The sequence below is a fragment of the Stutzerimonas nitrititolerans genome (assembly GCF_003696285.1).
GTDB classification, from domain to species: Bacteria; Pseudomonadota; Gammaproteobacteria; order Pseudomonadales; family Pseudomonadaceae; genus Stutzerimonas; species Stutzerimonas nitrititolerans.
In genome coordinates this window covers 143,883-161,537 of the sequence record NZ_RFFL01000009.1, presented here as the reverse complement: position 1 = coordinate 161,537, position 17,655 = coordinate 143,883, and the positions used below count along the sequence as shown (strand labels likewise).

At 62.5% G+C, this 17,655-nt stretch carries 17 protein-coding genes; 8 read left to right on the top strand and 9 right to left on the bottom strand.

The features are described 5' to 3' along the window. The first annotated feature begins 198 nt into the window (after positions 1 to 198). Entirely contained in the window at positions 199 to 1,659 is a 1,461-nt protein-coding gene (dacB, locus tag EA795_RS13090; RefSeq protein WP_115027896.1) for a D-alanyl-D-alanine carboxypeptidase/D-alanyl-D-alanine endopeptidase, read from the top strand. A 147-nt stretch (positions 1,660 to 1,806) separates the two neighbouring features. Here dacB and rlmKL read toward each other — a convergent pair whose 3' ends face one another. Continuing rightward, positions 1,807 to 3,987 (bottom strand): bifunctional 23S rRNA (guanine(2069)-N(7))-methyltransferase RlmK/23S rRNA (guanine(2445)-N(2))-methyltransferase RlmL, encoded by a 2,181-nt coding sequence (gene rlmKL, locus EA795_RS13085; protein WP_122077751.1) that lies wholly within the window; start codon positions 3,985 to 3,987, stop codon positions 1,807 to 1,809. A gap of 285 nt (positions 3,988 to 4,272) precedes the next feature. On the opposite strand from rlmKL, the gene rmf reads away from it, so the two are divergent. Next, positions 4,273 to 4,488 (top strand): ribosome modulation factor, encoded by a 216-nt coding sequence (gene rmf / locus EA795_RS13080; RefSeq protein WP_014852568.1) that lies wholly within the window; start codon positions 4,273 to 4,275, stop codon positions 4,486 to 4,488. 86 nt (positions 4,489 to 4,574) lie between these two features. Here the strand turns inward: rmf and EA795_RS13075 are convergent, their stop codons facing one another. After that, positions 4,575 to 5,615 carry a quinone-dependent dihydroorotate dehydrogenase gene (locus EA795_RS13075; RefSeq protein WP_014852567.1) on the bottom strand — a complete coding sequence of 347 codons (1,041 nt, stop codon included), beginning with the start codon at positions 5,613 to 5,615 and terminating at the stop codon, positions 4,575 to 4,577. A gap of 100 nt (positions 5,616 to 5,715) precedes the next feature. Then, positions 5,716 to 5,937 (bottom strand): DUF2835 domain-containing protein, encoded by a 222-nt coding sequence (locus EA795_RS13070; protein WP_014852566.1) that lies wholly within the window; start codon positions 5,935 to 5,937, stop codon positions 5,716 to 5,718. Between the two features lie 167 nt (positions 5,938 to 6,104). On the opposite strand from EA795_RS13070, the gene EA795_RS13065 reads away from it, so the two are divergent. After that, positions 6,105 to 7,031, top strand: a complete 927-nt coding sequence (locus EA795_RS13065; RefSeq protein ID WP_122077749.1) for a DUF6685 family protein — start codon at positions 6,105 to 6,107, stop codon at positions 7,029 to 7,031. Positions 7,032 to 7,058: 27 nt separating this feature from the next. On the opposite strand, the gene EA795_RS13060 is transcribed toward EA795_RS13065, so the two are convergent. Together EA795_RS13060 and recQ are read right to left on the bottom strand one after the other, a co-directional pair. Continuing rightward, on the bottom strand, positions 7,059 to 7,490 hold the full coding sequence (locus EA795_RS13060; RefSeq protein ID WP_043942573.1) for a MarR family transcriptional regulator: 432 nt from the start codon (positions 7,488 to 7,490) through the stop codon (positions 7,059 to 7,061). A gap of 136 nt (positions 7,491 to 7,626) precedes the next feature. Then, entirely contained in the window at positions 7,627 to 9,750 is a 2,124-nt protein-coding gene (gene recQ, locus EA795_RS13055) for a DNA helicase RecQ (RefSeq protein WP_122077747.1), read from the bottom strand. A 185-nt stretch (positions 9,751 to 9,935) separates the two neighbouring features. On the opposite strand from recQ, the gene EA795_RS13050 reads away from it, so the two are divergent. Next, entirely contained in the window at positions 9,936 to 10,523 is a 588-nt protein-coding gene (locus EA795_RS13050) for a UPF0149 family protein (protein WP_122077744.1), read from the top strand. A 17-nt stretch (positions 10,524 to 10,540) separates the two neighbouring features. Beyond that, positions 10,541 to 10,942: a YbaN family protein gene (locus EA795_RS13045; protein WP_014852561.1), complete on the top strand. Its 402-nt coding sequence runs from the start codon at positions 10,541 to 10,543 to the stop codon at positions 10,940 to 10,942. Here EA795_RS13045 and EA795_RS13040 read toward each other — a convergent pair. From EA795_RS13040 to cysK, 4 genes are all read right to left on the bottom strand, one after another. Continuing rightward, positions 10,932 to 11,519, bottom strand: coding sequence for a tRNA-uridine aminocarboxypropyltransferase (locus tag EA795_RS13040; protein WP_043942572.1), 588 nt, complete (start codon positions 11,517 to 11,519; stop codon positions 10,932 to 10,934). The two genes, EA795_RS13045 and EA795_RS13040, sit on opposite strands and share 11 nt — an antisense overlap. A gap of 239 nt (positions 11,520 to 11,758) precedes the next feature. Then, complete coding sequence (locus tag EA795_RS21560; RefSeq protein WP_284069482.1) at positions 11,759 to 11,884, bottom strand: PA1414 family protein; 126 nt, start codon at positions 11,882 to 11,884, stop codon at positions 11,759 to 11,761. A 173-nt stretch (positions 11,885 to 12,057) separates the two neighbouring features. After that, on the bottom strand, positions 12,058 to 13,770 hold the full coding sequence (gene aceK, locus EA795_RS13035; protein ID WP_122077742.1) for a bifunctional isocitrate dehydrogenase kinase/phosphatase: 1,713 nt from the start codon (positions 13,768 to 13,770) through the stop codon (positions 12,058 to 12,060). A gap of 81 nt (positions 13,771 to 13,851) precedes the next feature. Next, a complete protein-coding gene (cysK, locus tag EA795_RS13030) occupies positions 13,852 to 14,826 on the bottom strand; it encodes a cysteine synthase A (RefSeq protein ID WP_122077740.1) in 975 nt (324 codons plus the stop codon). Positions 14,827 to 14,950: 124 nt separating this feature from the next. Here cysK and EA795_RS13025 point away from each other — a divergent pair, with 124 nt between their 5' ends. The 3 genes from EA795_RS13025 to EA795_RS13015 all read left to right on the top strand — a co-directional run bounded on the left by EA795_RS13025 (position 14,951) and on the right by EA795_RS13015 (position 17,645). Next, entirely contained in the window at positions 14,951 to 16,027 is a 1,077-nt protein-coding gene (locus EA795_RS13025) for an AsmA family protein (RefSeq protein WP_014852557.1), read from the top strand. 172 nt (positions 16,028 to 16,199) lie between these two features. Then, on the top strand, positions 16,200 to 17,045 hold the full coding sequence (locus tag EA795_RS13020) for an AAA family ATPase (protein WP_014852556.1): 846 nt from the start codon (positions 16,200 to 16,202) through the stop codon (positions 17,043 to 17,045). 195 nt (positions 17,046 to 17,240) lie between these two features. Continuing rightward, entirely contained in the window at positions 17,241 to 17,645 is a 405-nt protein-coding gene (locus EA795_RS13015) for a GFA family protein (protein ID WP_014852555.1), read from the top strand. The last annotated feature ends 10 nt before the right edge of the window (positions 17,646 to 17,655 follow it).

The following is a 17,655-nucleotide window of genomic DNA, read 5'->3' as shown; positions in this document are numbered from 1 at the left end:
AACGCCGTGCTTGTGCGATCAGGGCGAGGGACTGCTACCTTTCATTGGCAACATCACAGCCAGGCCGGCTACGCTTGTCGGACGGCTGTATCTCGCTTTCCGCGTATGGGCATAATGGCCCGTAATTTTTTCCCTGAACGCTGTAGGGAACGCCATGACACCTGTTCTGTTTTGTCCCATTCACCTGGGGCGCCGTTGATGAGCAACTTCCTGAGTCATCTCACTGCCGCCATTCTCACGACAGCATTGGCTGTGCCGACATTCGCCGCGCCGGTCAACCAGACGCTGCCGCCTGGTGTCGCAAAATCGCTCGCGGCCAACAAGATCGAGAGCGACGCACTCTCGGTGGTGATGCTACCGCTCAACGGTGATGACACGCCGACGTTCGTGAACGCCGACGTCTCGGTCAACCCGGCCTCGACCATGAAGTTGGTCACCACCTATGCCGCCCTGGAGCTGCTCGGTCCCAATCATCAGTGGAAGACCGAGTTCCACGGCGACGGGCCGCTGATAGATGGCACGCTGAACGGCAACCTGTACCTCAAGGGTGGCGGCGATCCCAAGCTGAACATGGAGAAACTCTGGCTGCTGTTGCGTGAGTTGCGCGCCAATGGCGTCAGAACCGTGAGCGGCGACCTGATACTCGATCGCAGTCACTTCATCCAGCCGGCACTACCCATATTCGATGACGACGGCGGCGACAAGAACAAGCCCTATCTGGTCGGCCCCGATTCGCTGCTGATCAACCTCAAGGCGCTGAGGTTCGCCGTACGCAACGACAGCGGCAAGATCGGCATTTCCGTCGAACCGCCGATCGCCAATGTGCGAATCGACAACCGGGTCCAAGCCCTGCCCAGTGGCAAATGCCCTGCCTGGCCGGACATACGCTACAGCCCCGTGACTGATGGCGATGGTGTGAAGGTGACGGTCACTGGCAAGCTGGCGGCCGGCTGCAGCGGGCAGACCTACCTCTCGCTACTGGATCACCCGACCTACGCCGCCGGTACCGTACGCGCCATCTGGAAGGAGCTGGGCGGAAAAATCCTCGGCAAGGATCGCGTCGCCGAGGTGCCCGAGGATGCCAGGCTGCTGGCACGCTCGTACTCGCCCGATCTCGCGGAGATCATTCGCGACATCAACAAGTACAGCAACAACACCATGGCCCGGCAGCTGTTTCTGAGCCTGGGCGCGGAGTTTCGAAACGAGGCCGATGGCGACGATTCCAAGGCCGCACAACGCGTCATCCGCCAGTGGCTCGCGAAAAAAGACCTGATTTCACCGCACCTGGTGATGGAGAACGGCTCGGGCCTATCGCGCGCCGAACGCGTCAGTGCGCGAGAGCTGGCCAGCCTGCTTCAGGCCGCGTGGAGAAGCCCCTACGCCGCGGAGTTCATTTCCTCGATGCCCCTGGCGGCGGTCGACGGAACCATGCGCAAGCGCCTGCGCAACACCCAGGTCGCCGGCAAGGCACATATCAAGACAGGCACCCTGAATACCGTTCGCGCCATTGCCGGTTACAGCCGCGACGATGATGGCAACACCTGGGCGGTCGTCGCCATCCTCAATCACCCTCGCCCCTGGGGCGCGTCATCCATTCTGGATCAGGTACTGCTCAGCCTCTACAACCGACCGGCTAGCGCAAACACCGCGCAACGCTGATAGCTGGCACCGCGGCAGCGCGAGCTCCCGCGATGATGCGGTGGGGCTTGATGGTTCACATGCTCCTGCGTGGGAACCCAGCCGCGACGTTGCGCGCCCTCGCGGGAGCATGGGCGCGAGCACAGCCGCATCAGGCGCAGCTCCTGCTCAACGCGCTTGCAGCTTCCAGGCGCGATGTATTCTGGCGTTGCGCCTGAAGTCTTCATCCAGAGTTGCCTGGGTGATTTCCTCCACGGCATAGCGCTCGGCAATCTGCGGGTCGAGCACGAACTTGCGGAAGTTGTTGGAGAAATACAGCGTACCGGCTGACGCCAGGCGCGCCATGGCCAGGTCGAGCAAGGCGACGTGGTCGCGCTGCACATCGAACACACCTTCCATACGCTTGGAATTGGAGAAGGTCGGCGGGTCGATGAAGATCAGGTCGTATTCGCTGCGATCCTCCGCCAGCCAGGCCATGACGTCCGCCTGCTCGAGCCGCTGGCGATCGGACAGGCCGTTGAGCGACAGGTTGCGCCGTGCCCAGTCCAGATAGGTTTTCGACAGATCGACACTGGTCGTACTACGCGCCCCACCCTTGGCCGCATGCACCGTCGCCGTGGCGGTGTAGCAAAACAGATTGAGGAAACGCTTGCCCGCCGCCTCGCGCTGGATGCGCAGGCGCAGCGGACGGTGATCGAGAAACAGGCCGGTATCCAGATAGTCGGTGAGATTGACCAGCAGCTTGACGCCGCCTTCGCTGACCTCGAGAAACTCGCCCTGACTGGCCTGGCGCTCGTACTGGCGCGTACCGCTCTGCCGTTCGCGGCGCTTCACCACGACCTTCTCACGTGGAATACCCAGCGCCTGGGGGATGGCGCCCAGCGCGTCGAACAGCCGCGCCTGGGCTTTCTCCGGATCGATCGAACGTGGCGGTGCGTACTCTTGCACGTGCACCCAGTCGCGGTACAGGTCGATGGCGAGGGCATACTCAGGCATGTCCGCGTCGTACAAGCGATAGCACTCGATGCCCTCCCGACGCGCCCACTTGCCGAGCTGACGCAGGTTTTTCTGCAGGCGATTGGCGAACATCTGCCCGCCCTCGCTGAGAAGCGCCAGCTCTACGGCCTGCTCAGCCTCGGCCGGACGCTGATTCGGCGCCGAACGCTGGCCGGTGACGAACTGATCCAGTTCGACCTTGATCAGCAACAGCTTGCACGGTAGCGCGCCGTTCCAGAATGCGTATTGCTTGTGGCTGCGAATGCCCATGCGCCGCCCCAGTTCCGGCGCCGCGGTGAAGACGCCGGCTTCCCAGCCCAGGCAGGCCTGCCGCAGACGCTCACCCAGGTGCTGGTAGAGATAGACCAGGCTCGCCTCGTCACCCAGGCGCTCGCCGTAGGGTGGGTTGCAGATCACCAGGCCCTTCTGATTCTGATCTGGACGCGGTTCGAAAGTCGCCACGTCACCCTGATAGATCCGGATCCAACTGGCCAGCCCCGCGCGCTCGACGTTGTTGCGGGCTGGCTGGATCAGGCGCGGATCGGCCTCATAGCCGCGAATCCACAGCGGTGGTCGGGCCAGTCCGGCCTCTGCACGGGCCAGGGCCTCGGCATGCAGACGATTCCAAAGCGCCGGCACGTGCCCGAGCCAGGCGCTGAAGCCCCAACGCTCACGACGCAGGTTCGGCGCAATATCCGCCGCCATCAGCCCCCCCTCGATGAGAAAGGTACCCACCCCGCACATGGGATCGGCCAGCGCCCCGCCGGCGGCGGCGATGCGTGGCCATCCCGCGCGGATCAGCACCGCAGCTGCAAGGTTCTCCTTCAAGGGTGCGGCGCCTTGCTGAAGGCGATAGCCGCGCTGATGCAGGCTGTGCCCCGACAGGTCGAGTGAGAGCACCGCCTGGCCGCGGTCGAGGCGCAGATGCACGCGCAGATCGGGATTCAGCTTGTCGACGCTGGGACGTTCGCCCGAATTCGTGCGCAGCCGATCGACGATCGCATCCTTGACCTTCAACGCACCGAAGTGCGTGTTGTCGATGCCCGAACCGCGCCCGCTGAATTCCACCGCCAGGCTACCGGACGGCTCCAGGTGCTCGGCCCAGTCCACCGCGTGGACGCCGGCATACAAGGTCTCGGCGTTCTCGGTGGCGAAGCGGCTGATCACCAGCAACACGCGATTGGCCAGCCGCGACCAGAGGCACAGCCGATAGGCCACCTCCAGCCCCGCGAACCCGCGGATCGCGGCGGTTTGCTCACGCACCTCCTCGAGGCCAAGCGCAGTGGCTTCGTCCAGCAGCAGGCCTTCCAGCCCTTTGGGACATGTGAGGATGAGTTCGTGGCGGTCAGTCATGGTTTTTCCAGGAAATAAACGATTCGGGCAGGCGTCGGCGGGATCGAGTCGCCATAAGCCTCATAGCGCATGGCTTATGGGTCTGAACATAGTTTGATGACTTGCTTATGACAAAACGATCATTCCAGCCTCTGATGCATTGGGTTAGAACACCACTCAGATCGGCATCGCAACGATGCCGGTAGAACCCCGCCACGCCGGCAGCGGGCTTCGCTGGCAGTCTATCTGCCGAGCCTCGCCATGAGGCCAACAGGAACACCAGTCAACCACTGAGGGCAATACCCAATGAGAAGACTCAAGCGTGATCCGATGGAACGAGCATTTCTACGCGGTTACCAGCATGGCATACACGGCAAATCCCGCGACCTCTGTCCTTTTTCCCATCCTCAAGTTCGCCAAGCCTGGATCAACGGCTGGCGGGAGGGTCGCGGCGACAACTGGGACGGTCTGACCGGCACTGCCGGTCTGCACAAGCTGAACGAACTCCACGCAGTCGGCTGATTACCCTTCAAACCGACTTCAAACGGCACGCCCCATCCGGGCGGCGGGCTTGAAGCCCGGGGCTCCCTCAGGGAGCCCCACCGGGCCTAGCGAGACACTCCACCCCGAGCAGGCAACGCCGCGATGGCATCCACCGCCTCACGAATCAGCGCCGGTCCCTTGTAGATGAAACCGGTATACAGCTGAACCAGGCTCGCACCAGCCTCGATCTTCTCGGCCGCGTGCCGCCCTTCGGTGATCCCACCGGCTGCAATGATCGGCAGGCGCCCACTCAGCGTATCGGCCAGCACCTTCACGGTATGCGTGCTTTTCTCCCGCACCGGCGCACCCGACAGCCCTCCGGCTTCATCGGCATGGGCCAGCCCGGCAACCCCTTCACGACTCAACGTGGTGTTGGTGGCAATGATGGCGTCCATGCCCGCCTGGAACACCGCCTCGCCTACCAGAGCGGTTTCTTCGTCGGTCATGTCCGGGGCGATCTTGATTGCCAGCGGGACCCGTTTGCCGTGCAGCATCTCGAGGTCCTCGCGGCATAGGCGCAAGGCGTCGAGCAGCTGCTTGAGCGAGTCGCCGAACTGCAGGCTGCGCAAACCGGGCGTGTTGGGCGAGCTGACGTTGACCGTCACGTAGCTGGCATAGTGATAGACCTTTTCCAGGCAGTGCAGATAGTCGGCCTCGGCGCGCTCGACCGGTGTATCGAAGTTCTTGCCGATATTGATGCCCAGCACGCCCTTGAAATTCGCCGCGTCCACCCGCTCCAGCAAGGCATCGACGCCCTGGTTGTTGAACCCCATGCGATTGATGATCGCCTCGGCTTCCGGCAGCCGGAAGATCCGCGGCTTCGGGTTACCCGGCTGCGGCCGAGGCGTTACCGTGCCGACCTCGACGAAACCGAACCCCAGCTGCGACAGGCCGCAAATGGCCTCGCCATTCTTGTCCAGGCCCGCGGCAAGCCCGACCGGGTTGGGAAACTCCAGTCCCATCACTCGAACCGGCAGCTTGGCCGGCGCCTTGGCGAGAAGGCCATTGAGCCCGAGTCTGCCCCCTGCCCCTATCAGATCGAGGGAAAGTTCATGGGAGGTTTCAGGCGTGAACTTGAACAGCAACTGGCGGGCCAGGTTATACATACGCAACCTAGAGTTATGGAAAGAGTGGCGGCGAAGTATAGCAGCCACCCGGGTATTTCAGCGGCATCGCAAGCGGCTTGAAGCGCCTGAAGGCCCACATTCAAGCCAGACGCCGCAGCGCGATCAGCTTACCCTGATCGCCAAATTCGATTTCGAAGGAACCAAACACCCCTTCACTTGTCAGAAACGGGCGCAAGTGGTGGGCCGGCAGACTGACGCTTCTTCCTTCCCGGCTCGTGATCAGGATTCGATTGGCGCGCCCCTGGTAGACAGCCAGCAGCTTGTCCGCGGGTAGCGCGATATCCAGCAAGAGGCTTGGCATGGAGGCTCCTCATTGATCAACGCAGCAATATTGCCACATCAGCCCTGCCTCGATCGTTGTCTCGTGCAGCCTTGTGCGGCCAGCCAATCGGGTAAAACCCGCAAAGCCAGTGCGCAAACGCGACAGGTCTGCCAAACTTCGCGCATCGCCCAACGAGCTCATTCATCATGGTGAGCCTGCTCGAGCCTATGCCGTCCGTGACTTCCCGTATCAGCAGATTCGCGCAACGCCTCGGATTGACCGGTACATCGCCGCGTCAGACGCTCGAGCTTGCCAGCCGTCTGCGCTTGCCCTTTGCGCCGCTGTCCGCGCCGCAACCCAGCATTTTCTGGCATGACGGCCCCTGTCTGCAGCGGATCGTCGACCTGCCGCGCGGCGCGCTTTCCGGGCCGATTCAGGAAGACAAAGCGCGGGCACATGCCGCGCTGACCCGCCTGGTTCGCAAGGAAAGCGTCCTCTATCCCGCCATCGACCTGCGCCAGATCGACGGCCTGAGCGGGCAGAATCCGGACGACACCCGCTACGCCACCCTCGAAGCCTTCGCCGCCACGCCAGGCTGCCGCCAGCTGCGCGTCATCAGCTACAAGGATTTCCTGCGCACCCTCGGCAACGCCTTGCCCGGCTTCGCCAGCAACACCCCGATCGAGCTACGTCAGGCCAGCTGGCTGGGAGAACGGCTGTACTGGGCCGGCGAGCATAATGCCGAAGCCTTCGCCTGTGCGATCGCCTATGCCCGTTTGCGGGGGCTGGAAGTATTACTTCCTTGCGAGCTGACCGATTACCGTCTCGACACGGCGGGCCTGCGAAGACTCGACAACGACTACCACGCGATCACCATGCCTGCCGAAGCCTGGAGCAATCGCGATTTCATGAGGCTGATCCTGGATACCAAGGTGCCTTACGCCCGCTTGACGCTGCTGCGCAACCTTGGCAATTCGGAACTTCTGCTGCTGGAGAAACGCCAGCCGATCGCCAACGCCATCGGCGAGGGTCTGAAACTGGCAGGCGCACCCGACCTGGTGAACTATCTGCGTGACCTGCCGCAGATCACCCGCTTCTGGCTCGGCCAACCGGAAACGACGCAGAACGGCTAGCCCCTCGCCAATCACTTGGATGCGAGACTAGCGCTTGATCAGATTGGCCAGTATCCGCTCGTGAACCTGCTGGCAATTACGCAGCTCTTCCTCATCGATACCGGCGAATGCCTCCTGCCGAACCTGAGTGGAAATCGCCTCGATCTTCTCGATCAGCGGACGCGCCGGCGCAGCCAGGGTAATCAGTTTCGCTCGGCGATCCCCTGGCGCGGGCTGGCGGTGCACCAGCCCCTGGGCTTCCAGGCTGTCCAGCAGGCGCGCCAGAGTTGGCCCTTCCACCGCCACGCTCTGGGCGAGCTCACGTTGAGTCGGCAAGTGATCGAAGCGCGCCAGATGCAACAGCACCAACCATCGCGCCTGGGATAATCCGAGGTCAGCCAGCCGTCTATCCAGTTCCGCGCGCCATCCTCGCGAAAGTTGCGCCAATTGCATGGCGAATCGATGTTGCTCCGGGTACATGCCGCGCGCGTTCCTGCAAAACCTAATAATTAGCGAGCTAACCACAGCTCCGGCATGCAGGCAAGACTGCGTTGGTCGCCAGCGAGCATCATCACCGACGGAAATGTTTCAGTTTTATGCTCGCTGCTCGCGCGCCCTAGAGTTCGAACTCCGTCTGCAGCGCCGCACGCACGCAGAAGAGCACCGCATCCGGAACGCGCCCGGCAAAGCGCTCTGCCACGGCGGCAACCGGAGGCAACTCGCCTTCACCATCGAGGAAAGCCTCCTGAATCTCTTCCAGCAGGTCCTCCGGCAGATCCAGCGCCTGTTCGAGACTCAGTTGCTGCGAGCCAATGGCTTCGGCCAGCATCGCGTAGACGTTCTTCTCGCTGCAATCGAGCTGGCGAGCGATCTGTGCCGGCGTCATCCCGGCGCGCGCCAGGGTGATCAATTCATGGCGCACGTCTGCAGGCGACTTGACTGCCGCCCCGCTGCTCTGCAGCGCTTCGAGAAAAGCCTGTCCGTAACGTTCCAGCTTGCGCGCGCCGACACCGCTGATGCGCGCCATGTCGGCGAGGGAGCTCGGCTGGCTGCGCAGCATCTCCAACAGTGTGGCGTCGGGGAAGATGACGTAAGGCGGCACACCATGCTCCTCGGCCAATTTGCGGCGCAGGGCGCGTAGCGCTTCCCAGGTTTCGCGCTCTTCGCTGCGCACCAACTGGCTGGCAGCACTGGCGGAGGACTTGGGCGCCTTGCTGGCCAGTTCGCGACGCAGCTCCAGTTTCACCTCGCCGCGCAGCAATGGCCGGCAACTGTCGCTCAGACGCAAACCGCCAAAGCCTTCGAGGTCGACATCGGCGAGCCCTCGCGCCACCAGTTGGCGAAACAGGGAACGCCACTCCCCTTCCGACATGCCCTTGCCGACGCCGAAGACGGACAGGTGTTGATGGCCGGGATTGCGAATCTTCTCGTTGTCACGCCCCAGCAGCACGTCCACCAGGTGCCCGACGCCGTAGCGCTGCCCACTGCGGTAGATCGCCGACAAGGCCTGTCGCGCCGGTTCGGTGGCATCCCAGGTCTGTACGCCGTCGACACAGTTGTCGCAATGGCCACAAGGCTCGGGCAGCACTTCGTCGAAGTAGGCAAGCAACGCCTGGCGCCGACAGCGGGTTTCCTCGCACAGCGCCAGCATGGCATCCAGCTTGTGTTGCTCGACCCGCTTGTGGCGCTCGTCACCCTCGGAATTGTTGAGCATCTGCTTGAGGAAGATCACATCCTGCAGCCCGTAGGCCATCCAGGCATCGGCCGGCAGGCCGTCGCGTCCGGCGCGCCCGGTTTCCTGGTAATAGGCTTCCAGCGACTTGGGCAGATCCAGGTGCGCGACGAAGCGTACGTTGGGCTTGTCGATTCCCATGCCGAAGGCGATGGTGGCGACCATGATCAGGCCTTCCTCGTTGAGGAAGCGCTTCTGATGGAAGGCACGCAGCTCGTTGGGCAGCCCCGCGTGGTAGGGCAGCGCAGGAAAGCCCTGCTCGGTCAGGAACGCGGCGAGATCGTCGACCTTCTTGCGCGACATGCAGTAGACGATACCCGCATCGCCACGCCGTTCGGCGAGAAAGCCCAGCAACTGCTTGCGCGGCTGCTCCTTGGGCACGATGCGGTAGAAGATATTCGGCCGGTCGAAGCTGGAGAGAAAGCGCTCGGCATTTTCCAGATGCAGGCGCTGGACGATTTCCTCGCGGGTACGCTTGTCCGCGGTGGCAGTCAGGGCAATGCGCGGCACCGCCGGGAAGAATTCGGCCAACTGGCCCAGTTGCAGGTACTCGGGCCGAAAATCATGCCCCCACTGCGATACACAATGGGCTTCATCAATGGCGAACAGACCGATCTGCAGACGCTGCAGGAATGCCAGCATGCGCGGCTGGACCAGACGTTCCGGTGCCAGATAGAGCATCTTGATTTCGTTGCGACGCAGCCGCTCGGCGATCTCGCGCTGGTCATCGGCGCTCAGCGTGGAGTTCAGCGCCACGGCCGAAACGCCGAGTTCCTCGAGGGTCGCTACCTGATCGTCCATCAACGCGATCAATGGCGAAACCACCACGGTCAGCCCCTCGCGCAACAGCGCCGGTACCTGGTAGCAGAGCGATTTGCCGCCGCCGGTGGGCATCAGCACCAGTGCATCGCCGCCCTGGGCAACCCGCTCGATGATCGCGCCCTGGTTGCCACGGAAGGCGTCGTAGCCGAATACGTCTTTGAGTATGCGCTGTGCCTGGTCGAGCATGCCGGTCTCCGAAACAAGGCGCGCAGTATACGCGAGGCGTTCGCCAAGTTCAGGCGCAACCGGACCGTACGGCGGGCTGATGAACCGGCAGATGCTCCATATGACCTTTGGCCACGCCCATTCGGTAGCTTGCAGCCCGCGGCTCGTCTAGAATCACCGCCATCGTCCATTCAAGGTAGCCACCGATGTCCTTCGCCGAGCAACTCGCCCGCCTGCAAGTGTTTCTGGATGCAGATGACCTGCATGAAGAAGCGCTGGATTACATCGCCGCGCACGGCTATCTGACAGCGCTGTGCATCTGCTCCGAGCAGGTGCCAGAACGCGAATGGATAGACGCGCTGTTCGCCGAACCGCCGCAGTACGCCGACGATACCGAGCGTGAAGCGATCGAAGCGACGCTGGTACAGCTCAAGGCGCACATCGCCCGACAGCTGGCCAGCGACGAAGACATGGAGCTGCCCTGCGACCTGGATCTCGGCGAAGAGCCGGATGAATCGGATCTGCGCGGCTGGTGCATCGGCTTCATGGAAGGCGTGTTCATGCGCGAAGCCGTTTGGTTCGAAGAGTCCGAGGAGGAGGTCAGCGAGCTGCTGTTGCCGATCATGGTCGGCTCGGGCCTGTTCGACGAACAGCCCGAATTCACCGATATCGCCGCAGACGCCAACCTCGTCGACGAGATGGTTTCGCAGATTCCGGAGATCCTGACCGCCCTCTATCTGATCTGCCACGCCCCTGAGGAAAAACCTGCGCTGCTCAAACCGCGGCGTCATTGATCGTGGGATAACCCGCCTTGGCCCATCGCGATATCCCGACGTATCGCAACCCGGTAGCACGCTACGTGCTGCTGGGCATCGGCTGGTTGAGCGTCGCACTCGGGGTGATCGGCATCTTCCTGCCTGTACTGCCCACCACACCCTTCCTGTTACTGGCCGCCGCCTGCTTCGTGCGCAGTTCCCGGCGCTTCTACGACTGGCTGGTCACCCACCCACGTCTCGGACCCTGGTTTCGTGACTATCTGGAAGGCAACGGCATCCCCCTCAAGGCCAAGATCTACGCCATTGCCACCATGTGGCTGAGCATCGGCGTGTCCTGCTGGCTGGTCCCGCTCTTCTGGGCGAGGGTCGGCATGTTGATCAGCGCCTCGCTGGTCACGCTGTACATCCTTCGCCAGCGGACTCTTCCTACGCGCTGACGCCATGATTGCGCTGGTAGACCCCTTCACCCATGGCCTTGATCTGCCCCTCGATCAAGGCCTCGAAAGGCCGCAACAGCGCATCGAAACGCCCTGCACCTTCGAGGATGTTCAAGGCCACGGTGATCGCCTCTACCGTGGACAGCGCTCCGGACGCCGGTGCCTTGCGCAGCCGATACCGCGACTCCAGCCCAGGCGGCAAAGCGACGCGCGGCAGGGCAGCCAGCCGTGGGTTGAGGTATAGCAACTTGCGCGCCTTGCGCCAGGTACCATCCGGCACTATCAGCCGCAACGCAGCACCATGCCCGGCCAGGTTCGCCACTGGCACGGCATCGTCCCCTGGGAACAGCAGATAGCTCGGCACGTCATCGAGCGGTAGATCATCGAAGACCTCGCCAACGCGCAGTTCGCAATTACGCAAGCCCAGCGCCGCCAGTCGCGCGGTATTCAGTGCATGGGATGACTCGTCCGGGTGCTGCAGAATCAGCACATGGGTATGACTATCGAGGCACGGTATCAACGAGCACAGGCAGTGGCTGAGGGGCCGCTGGCAACGGGGGCATTGCGGGCGGGACATGAATTCTCCTCAGGCCGTTAACCGGGTCGGCAATGACAGCGCTTCCATACCGAGCGGGAATGGCCTCTGCACGTGGAATCACGGTTTTCCGGCGTACAGACTGCGCCCGGTGAAATATCCAGAGAACGCCGATTCGAACGGCAAACTGCTTTTCGAAAACACAGTTTCACCCCGCTCGACTCATCGAGCGAGGCGAAACAGTCATCGAGGGGGCGCCTGAGAACGACCCCACCTGTCGATCAATGCCGGGGCGGCACCGACTTCGTGCGTTCGGCACGTACAGGTATCGGCTGCGGACGGGGCGGTTCGATGAAACCGAGCGCCACTGCCAGTTCCCAGCACACACGATTGAGCCACGCTTTCATGGTCGAACCCTCCTGCTTGATACGGGTCTTGTGAGCCATCTGGGGCCTGACGTCAGCATAACTCATCGAACGGGAAGCCGCTGCGTCAATGTTGAGCCACGGCTTTTTCATCTGGCCCTATGAAATGCGACCCGCGCGTCTGGCAGGCGTTCAGCGCGAATGCAACGGCATCCTCAGGCACGCTGTCGGCGATACGGGAATACGTCGATCACCTTGCCTTCGCGGATGGCGTCCTGCAGCCCTTTCCAGTAGTTGGCGTCGTACAGCTCGCCATGCAGTTTGGCAAACAGACGCCGCTGCTGGACATCGGCGAACAGAAAGCGCGGAAACTCCTCGGGAAACACATCGTTGGGACCCACCGAATACCAGGGCTCGGATGCCATCTCGTCCTCGGGATAGCGCGGCTCGGGTATGTAACGGAAGTTCACTTCGGTGAGAAAGCAGATCTCGTCGTAGTCGTAGAACACCACGCGTCCGTGGCGGGTGACGCCGAAGTTCTTCAGCAGCATATCGCCGGGAAAGATGTTCGCCGCCGCCAACTGCTTGATGGCCAGGCCATAGTCTTCCAGCACTTCGCGCGTTTGCTGCTCGCTGGCGTGCTCGAGGTAGATATTCAGTGGCGTCATGCGCCGCTCGGTCCAGCTGTGGCGGATCAGGACGGTATCGCCCTGCACTTGCACCGTGGAAGGTGCGACCTCCAGCAGCTCGGCGAGGCACTCGGGATCGAACTTGGATGTGGGAAAGCGGAAGTCGGCGAATTCCTGGGTATCGGCCATGCGCCCTACCCGGTCGACGTTCTTTACCAGGCGATACTTCTCCACCACGTTCGTCCGGTTGACGCTCTTGATGGGCGAGAAACGATCCTTGATGACCTTGAACACCGTGTTGAAGCCCGGCAGCGTGAACACGCTCATCACCATCCCGCGTACGCCGGGCGCCATGACGAAACGGTCGTCAGTGGTCGCCAGATGGTTGATCAGCGCCCGGTAGAATTCCGATTTGCCCTGCTTGTAGAAGCCGATGGACGTGTAGAGCTCGGCGATGTGCTTGCCGGGCAGGATGCACCGGAGGAAGGCGATGAATTCGGCCGGGATAGGCACCTCGACCATGAAATAGGAACGGGTGAAGGAGAAGATGATCGACACCTCCGCCTCATCCGTGATCAGCGCATCGGCCACGATGCCCGTGCCTTCCAGATGCAACAGCGGGATCACCAGCGGCCATTGCTCGTCGCGAGTAAAAAGGCGCCCCAGCAGATAGGCACCCTTGTTGCGATAAAGCACCGAAGCGAACAGCTCGACGGTCAGCTCGGGGTCCTTGCACACCCAATCAGGCAACGAGGCCTGCAACTGTGCCTCGAGCTTCTGCAGATCGCCGCCTCGGTCGGCGTAGGGCACGTCGAACGCATAATCATCGAGAATCCCTTCCAGCATGCCTCGCAGATCGCCCATCGGCCGATAACGACGCGTCTGCGCCACGTGCTCGTGCCGGCTCGGCGGTCGAGTGGTGTGGATGAACATGGTCTCGTCGCTGATGCAGTCATGGCTGAACAGCCCGCAGAAGATCGAGTTGTACCAGGTCTCGGACAGTTCATCGTCGAAGCGTGGATCGATCAGTTCGATGTAGGCGCTCTTGATCTGCGGCCAGAACTGCACGCGCAACAGTGTCTGTTCGGGGAAAGTCGCACGCAGGTGTCGGCAGGTCTCGCCCACCTTCTGTTCGTATAGCGCGATGCGCGCCGCAGAGGCCTGCTGGATTTCCTGCCACTGGGCCCGCTCGAAGCGGGTCCTGGCGCCCTCGGTGATCAAGCGGAAATGCTCGCGGTAATCATCGAAGCCGAGCAGGATCTCTCGGGCGATCTCGGTATCCGGCGCTTGCTGAATCATGACGGCGTCCTGCACACGATGGGAACCCGAGCATGGGCATGCCAGAGGGCCGAACCCGCACACGCGGGCCCGGCCGCGACGTTATTGCTGCAGTTCCTGCTCGCCGAAGATGTCCGCGAAGAGCATCGTCGACAGATAACGCTCGCCCGAGTCCGGCAGGATCACCACGATGTTGCGCCCCTGCATCTCGGGACGCTCGGCCAGGCGCACGGCAGCGGCCATCGCGGCGCCGCCGGAAATCCCGCAGAGAATGCCCTCCTCCCGCATCAGGCGCAGAGCCATGGCCTTGGCTTCCTCGTCGTCGACCAGCTCGACCCGGTCGACCAGCGAGAGATCCAGATTCTTCGGCACGAAGCCGGCGCCGATGCCCTGGATCTTGTGCGGGCTGGGCTTGACCTCATCGCCCGCCAGCGTCTGGCTGATGACCGGCGAACCGGTCGGTTCGACCGCCACGCTGATGATCTGCTTGCCCTTGGTCTGCTTGATGTAGCGCGATACGCCAGTCAGGGTGCCGCCGGTGCCGACACCCGAGACCAGCACGTCGATGCTGCCGTCGGTGTCGTTCCAGATTTCCGGCCCGGTGGTCTTCTCGTGGATCGCCGGGTTGGACGGGTTCTCGAACTGCTGCGGCATGTAGTACAGGTTCGGGTCCGAAGCCGCGATCTCGCTGGCCTTCTCGATCGCCCCCTTCATGCCCTTGGCCGGGTCGGTGAGCACCAGCTCGGCGCCTAGCGCCCTCAATACCTTGCGCCGCTCGAGGCTCATGGAAGACGGCATGGTCAGGATCAGCTTGTAGCCCCGCGCCGCCGCCACGAACGCCAGGCCGATACCGGTATTGCCGGAGGTGGGTTCGACCAGCGTCATGCCCGGCTTGAGGGAGCCGTTTTCCTCGGCATCCCAGATCATTCCCGCGCCGATCCGGCATTTCACCGAATGCGCCGGGTTGCGGCCTTCGATCTTGGCGAGGATGGTCACGCCCTTGGGACCCAGGCGGTTGATCATCACCAGCGGCGTGTTGCCGATGGCGCGTGCGTTGTCTGCAAAGATGCGGCTCATGATGTGTCCCTGCGATGAGAAAAAAACAGAATCAGAGCCTATGCCCTGATGCGTGCCTAGTCCAGCCGAACTCCCGCGCGCAGGTTCGGGTCCATCCAGTAAGCCATGAACGGACCGGGACGAGATGAAAAGCCGCTACCGACTGCCTCTGTGGATTCTGCTTGCGCTGGCCGCCTTCCTGATCGTGCTGCACACGGCCCTGCCCCACCTGGTGCGCAACTACCTGAACGACAAGATGGCCGACATGGGCGATTACCGAGGCCAGGTCGCAGATGTCGACCTGGCGTGGTGGCGCGGCGCCTATCGGTTGGATGGGCTGCTCATCGAGAAAAAGGACAAGCAGGTCCAGGCCCCGCTGCTCGACGCGCCACTGATCGACATCGCCGTGAGCTGGCGTGAACTCTGGCGAAACCAGGCCGTTGTCGCCGTGGTGGTCTTCGAACAACCGAAGCTGAACTTCGTCGATGGTGGCGAGCGAGGCGAGTCGCAGACCGGCGACGGCGTGGACTGGCGCGACCAGTTGGAAGCCCTGCTGCCCATCACGCTCAACGAGATCCGCGTGGTGGACGGTCAGCTTTCGTTCCGCAATTTCACTGCCGAGCCGCCCGTGCATGTCTATGCCAGCGCCGTCGACGCCAGCCTGTACAACCTGACCAACAGCGCCGATGCCAAGGGCGAGCGGGTCGCCACCTTCGAGGGCACCGCCAAGCTGTTCAACCAGGCGCCCATGGAAGCCCGCGCCCATTTCGACCCCTTTACCGACTGGGAGAATTTCCAGGTCAGCCTGCGCATGACGGACCTCGACCTGACCAAGCTCAACGATTTCAGCAATGCCTACGGCAGCTTCGATTTCGCCAAGGGCTCCGGCGACCTGGTGCTCGAAGTGGAGGCCAAGGACAGTCAGCTGGGCGGGTACATCAAGCCGCTGCTGCACAACGTGGAAGTGTTCAACTTCAGGCAGGACATCGAGGCCGAGGACAAGGGCTTCTTCCGCGGCCTCTGGGAAGCCGTGGTCGGCGGAACCGAGGAAGTCCTGCAGAATCAGCGCAAGGATCAGTTCGCCACCCGGATCGAATTGTCCGGAAGTACACGCAGTGCCGACGTCAGCCCTTTCCAGGCATTCATCGCGATCCTGCGTAATGCCTTCGTCCAGGCCTTTACGGCACGCTTCGAGCGCTCGCTCGAGCTGGAAGAGGAGTGAGCGGCAGCTCGTTCCGCACAGCGAGGCACCCAGCACGTGACCATATCCGGACGCGCCATCATCAAGTGACTGAATAGGTCGCATACGTTCTCAGCTTGGCGACCGCACGGTATAGTCTCCCCTTTCGATTGCCAGCCGGCCTTGTCCGGCTTACCCCTTTGAGGATTTTCCGATGAAGTTCGAAGGCACCCAGTCCTACGTCGCCACCGACGACCTCAAGCTCGCGGTCAATGCGGCGATCACCCTGCAGCGCCCGCTGCTGGTCAAGGGCGAACCCGGCACCGGCAAGACCATGCTTGCCGAACAACTGGCGGAATCCTTCGGCGCCAAGCTGATCACCTGGCACATCAAGTCCACTACCAAAGCCCACCAGGGACTCTACGAATACGATGCGGTGAGCCGCCTGCGCGACTCGCAGCTGGGCGTGGACAAGGTCCACGACGTGAAGAACTACATCAAGAAGGGCAAGCTCTGGGAGGCTTTCGAGGCCGAGGAGCGCGTCATCCTGCTGATCGACGAGATCGACAAGGCCGACATCGAGTTCCCCAACGACCTGCTGCAGGAACTCGACAAGATGGAGTTCTACGTCTACGAGACCAACGAAACCATCAAGGCCAGGCAGCGCCCGATCATCATCATCACCTCCAACAACGAGAAGGAGCTGCCGGACGCCTTCCTGCGCCGCTGCTTCTTCCACTACATCGCCTTCCCCGATCGCGAGACGCTGCAGCGCATCGTCGACGTGCACTACCCGAACATCAAGCCCTCGCTGGTCAGCGAAGCGCTCGACGTCTTTTTCGACGTGCGCAAGGTTCCGGGCCTGAAGAAGAAACCCTCCACCTCGGAACTGGTCGACTGGTTGAAGCTGCTGATGGCGGACGACATCGGCGAAGCGGTACTCCGCGAGCGCGACCCGACGCGAGCGATTCCGCCGCTGGCCGGAGCCCTGGTGAAGAACGAGCAGGACGTGATGCTGCTCGAACGCCTGGCCTTCATGAGTCGCCGCGCCAGCCGCTGATTGCAGCCGGTTCCGTTTGGGAGCCGGCACGTCACTGACAGGTCGTTGAAAAACGTAGGCGAGGCAGGCAAGACAAGGCAAAAACGACCGAAAAAGCGGAGTTTACTAGTGTAAATGAGCATTTTGAGGTCGTTTTTAACGCAGTATTGCCAACGCAGGTAGTTTTACAGCGGCCTGTAACTGGAGGGAAGAACCATGCAAACCTACACCGGCAAGTGCCTGTGTGGTGTCGTGCGCTACCGTATCGACGCCCCCATCGACGGACTGACCCATTGCCATTGCAGCATGTGCCGCAAGGCCCACGGCGCCGCGTTCGCCAGTTACGCGAGCGTGCCGCTGGAGGCCTTCCACTTCATGTCCGGCAAGGACCAGCTCGGCGTCTACCACTCCTCCGAACACGTGACGCGCACCTTCTGTATCCGCTGCGGCTCGAACCTGCAGTTCGTCGACAACCGCGAGCATGAGCTCGGCGTCGCCGTGGGCACGCTCGACTCACCCTTGCCCGTACCGCCGCAATCGCACATCTTCGTCGGCTCCAAGGCCGACTGGTACGCAATTCGCGACGGGCTTCCCGAACACCAGGGCGACAGCAGCAGCTGATCGCCGCGCC

Excerpts from the sequence above, each read along its gene's own strand:
- dacB (WP_115027896.1), top strand. The coding sequence starts at position 199 with ATGAGCAACTTCCTGAGTCATCTCACTGCCGCCATTCTCACGACAGCA.
- rmf (WP_014852568.1), top strand. The coding sequence starts at position 4,273 with ATGAGAAGACTCAAGCGTGATCCGATGGAACGAGCATTTCTACGCGGT.
- EA795_RS13020 (WP_014852556.1), top strand. The coding sequence starts at position 16,200 with ATGAAGTTCGAAGGCACCCAGTCCTACGTCGCCACCGACGACCTCAAG.
- EA795_RS13025 (WP_014852557.1), top strand. The coding sequence starts at position 14,951 with ATGAAAAGCCGCTACCGACTGCCTCTGTGGATTCTGCTTGCGCTGGCC.
- EA795_RS13070 (WP_014852566.1), bottom strand. The coding sequence starts at position 5,937 with ATGCCAAGCCTCTTGCTGGATATCGCGCTACCCGCGGACAAGCTGCTG.
- cysK (WP_122077740.1), bottom strand. The coding sequence starts at position 14,826 with ATGAGCCGCATCTTTGCAGACAACGCACGCGCCATCGGCAACACGCCG.
- EA795_RS13015 (WP_014852555.1), top strand. The coding sequence starts at position 17,241 with ATGCAAACCTACACCGGCAAGTGCCTGTGTGGTGTCGTGCGCTACCGT.
- EA795_RS13075 (WP_014852567.1), bottom strand. The coding sequence starts at position 5,615 with ATGTATAACCTGGCCCGCCAGTTGCTGTTCAAGTTCACGCCTGAAACC.
- aceK (WP_122077742.1), bottom strand. The coding sequence starts at position 13,770 with ATGATTCAGCAAGCGCCGGATACCGAGATCGCCCGAGAGATCCTGCTC.
- rlmKL (WP_122077751.1), bottom strand. The coding sequence starts at position 3,987 with ATGACTGACCGCCACGAACTCATCCTCACATGTCCCAAAGGGCTGGAA.
- EA795_RS13050 (WP_122077744.1), top strand. The coding sequence starts at position 9,936 with ATGTCCTTCGCCGAGCAACTCGCCCGCCTGCAAGTGTTTCTGGATGCA.
- EA795_RS13060 (WP_043942573.1), bottom strand. The coding sequence starts at position 7,490 with ATGTACCCGGAGCAACATCGATTCGCCATGCAATTGGCGCAACTTTCG.
- EA795_RS21560 (WP_284069482.1), bottom strand. The coding sequence starts at position 11,884 with ATGAAAGCGTGGCTCAATCGTGTGTGCTGGGAACTGGCAGTGGCGCTC.
- EA795_RS13065 (WP_122077749.1), top strand. The coding sequence starts at position 6,105 with ATGGTGAGCCTGCTCGAGCCTATGCCGTCCGTGACTTCCCGTATCAGC.
- EA795_RS13040 (WP_043942572.1), bottom strand. The coding sequence starts at position 11,519 with ATGTCCCGCCCGCAATGCCCCCGTTGCCAGCGGCCCCTCAGCCACTGC.
- recQ (WP_122077747.1), bottom strand. The coding sequence starts at position 9,750 with ATGCTCGACCAGGCACAGCGCATACTCAAAGACGTATTCGGCTACGAC.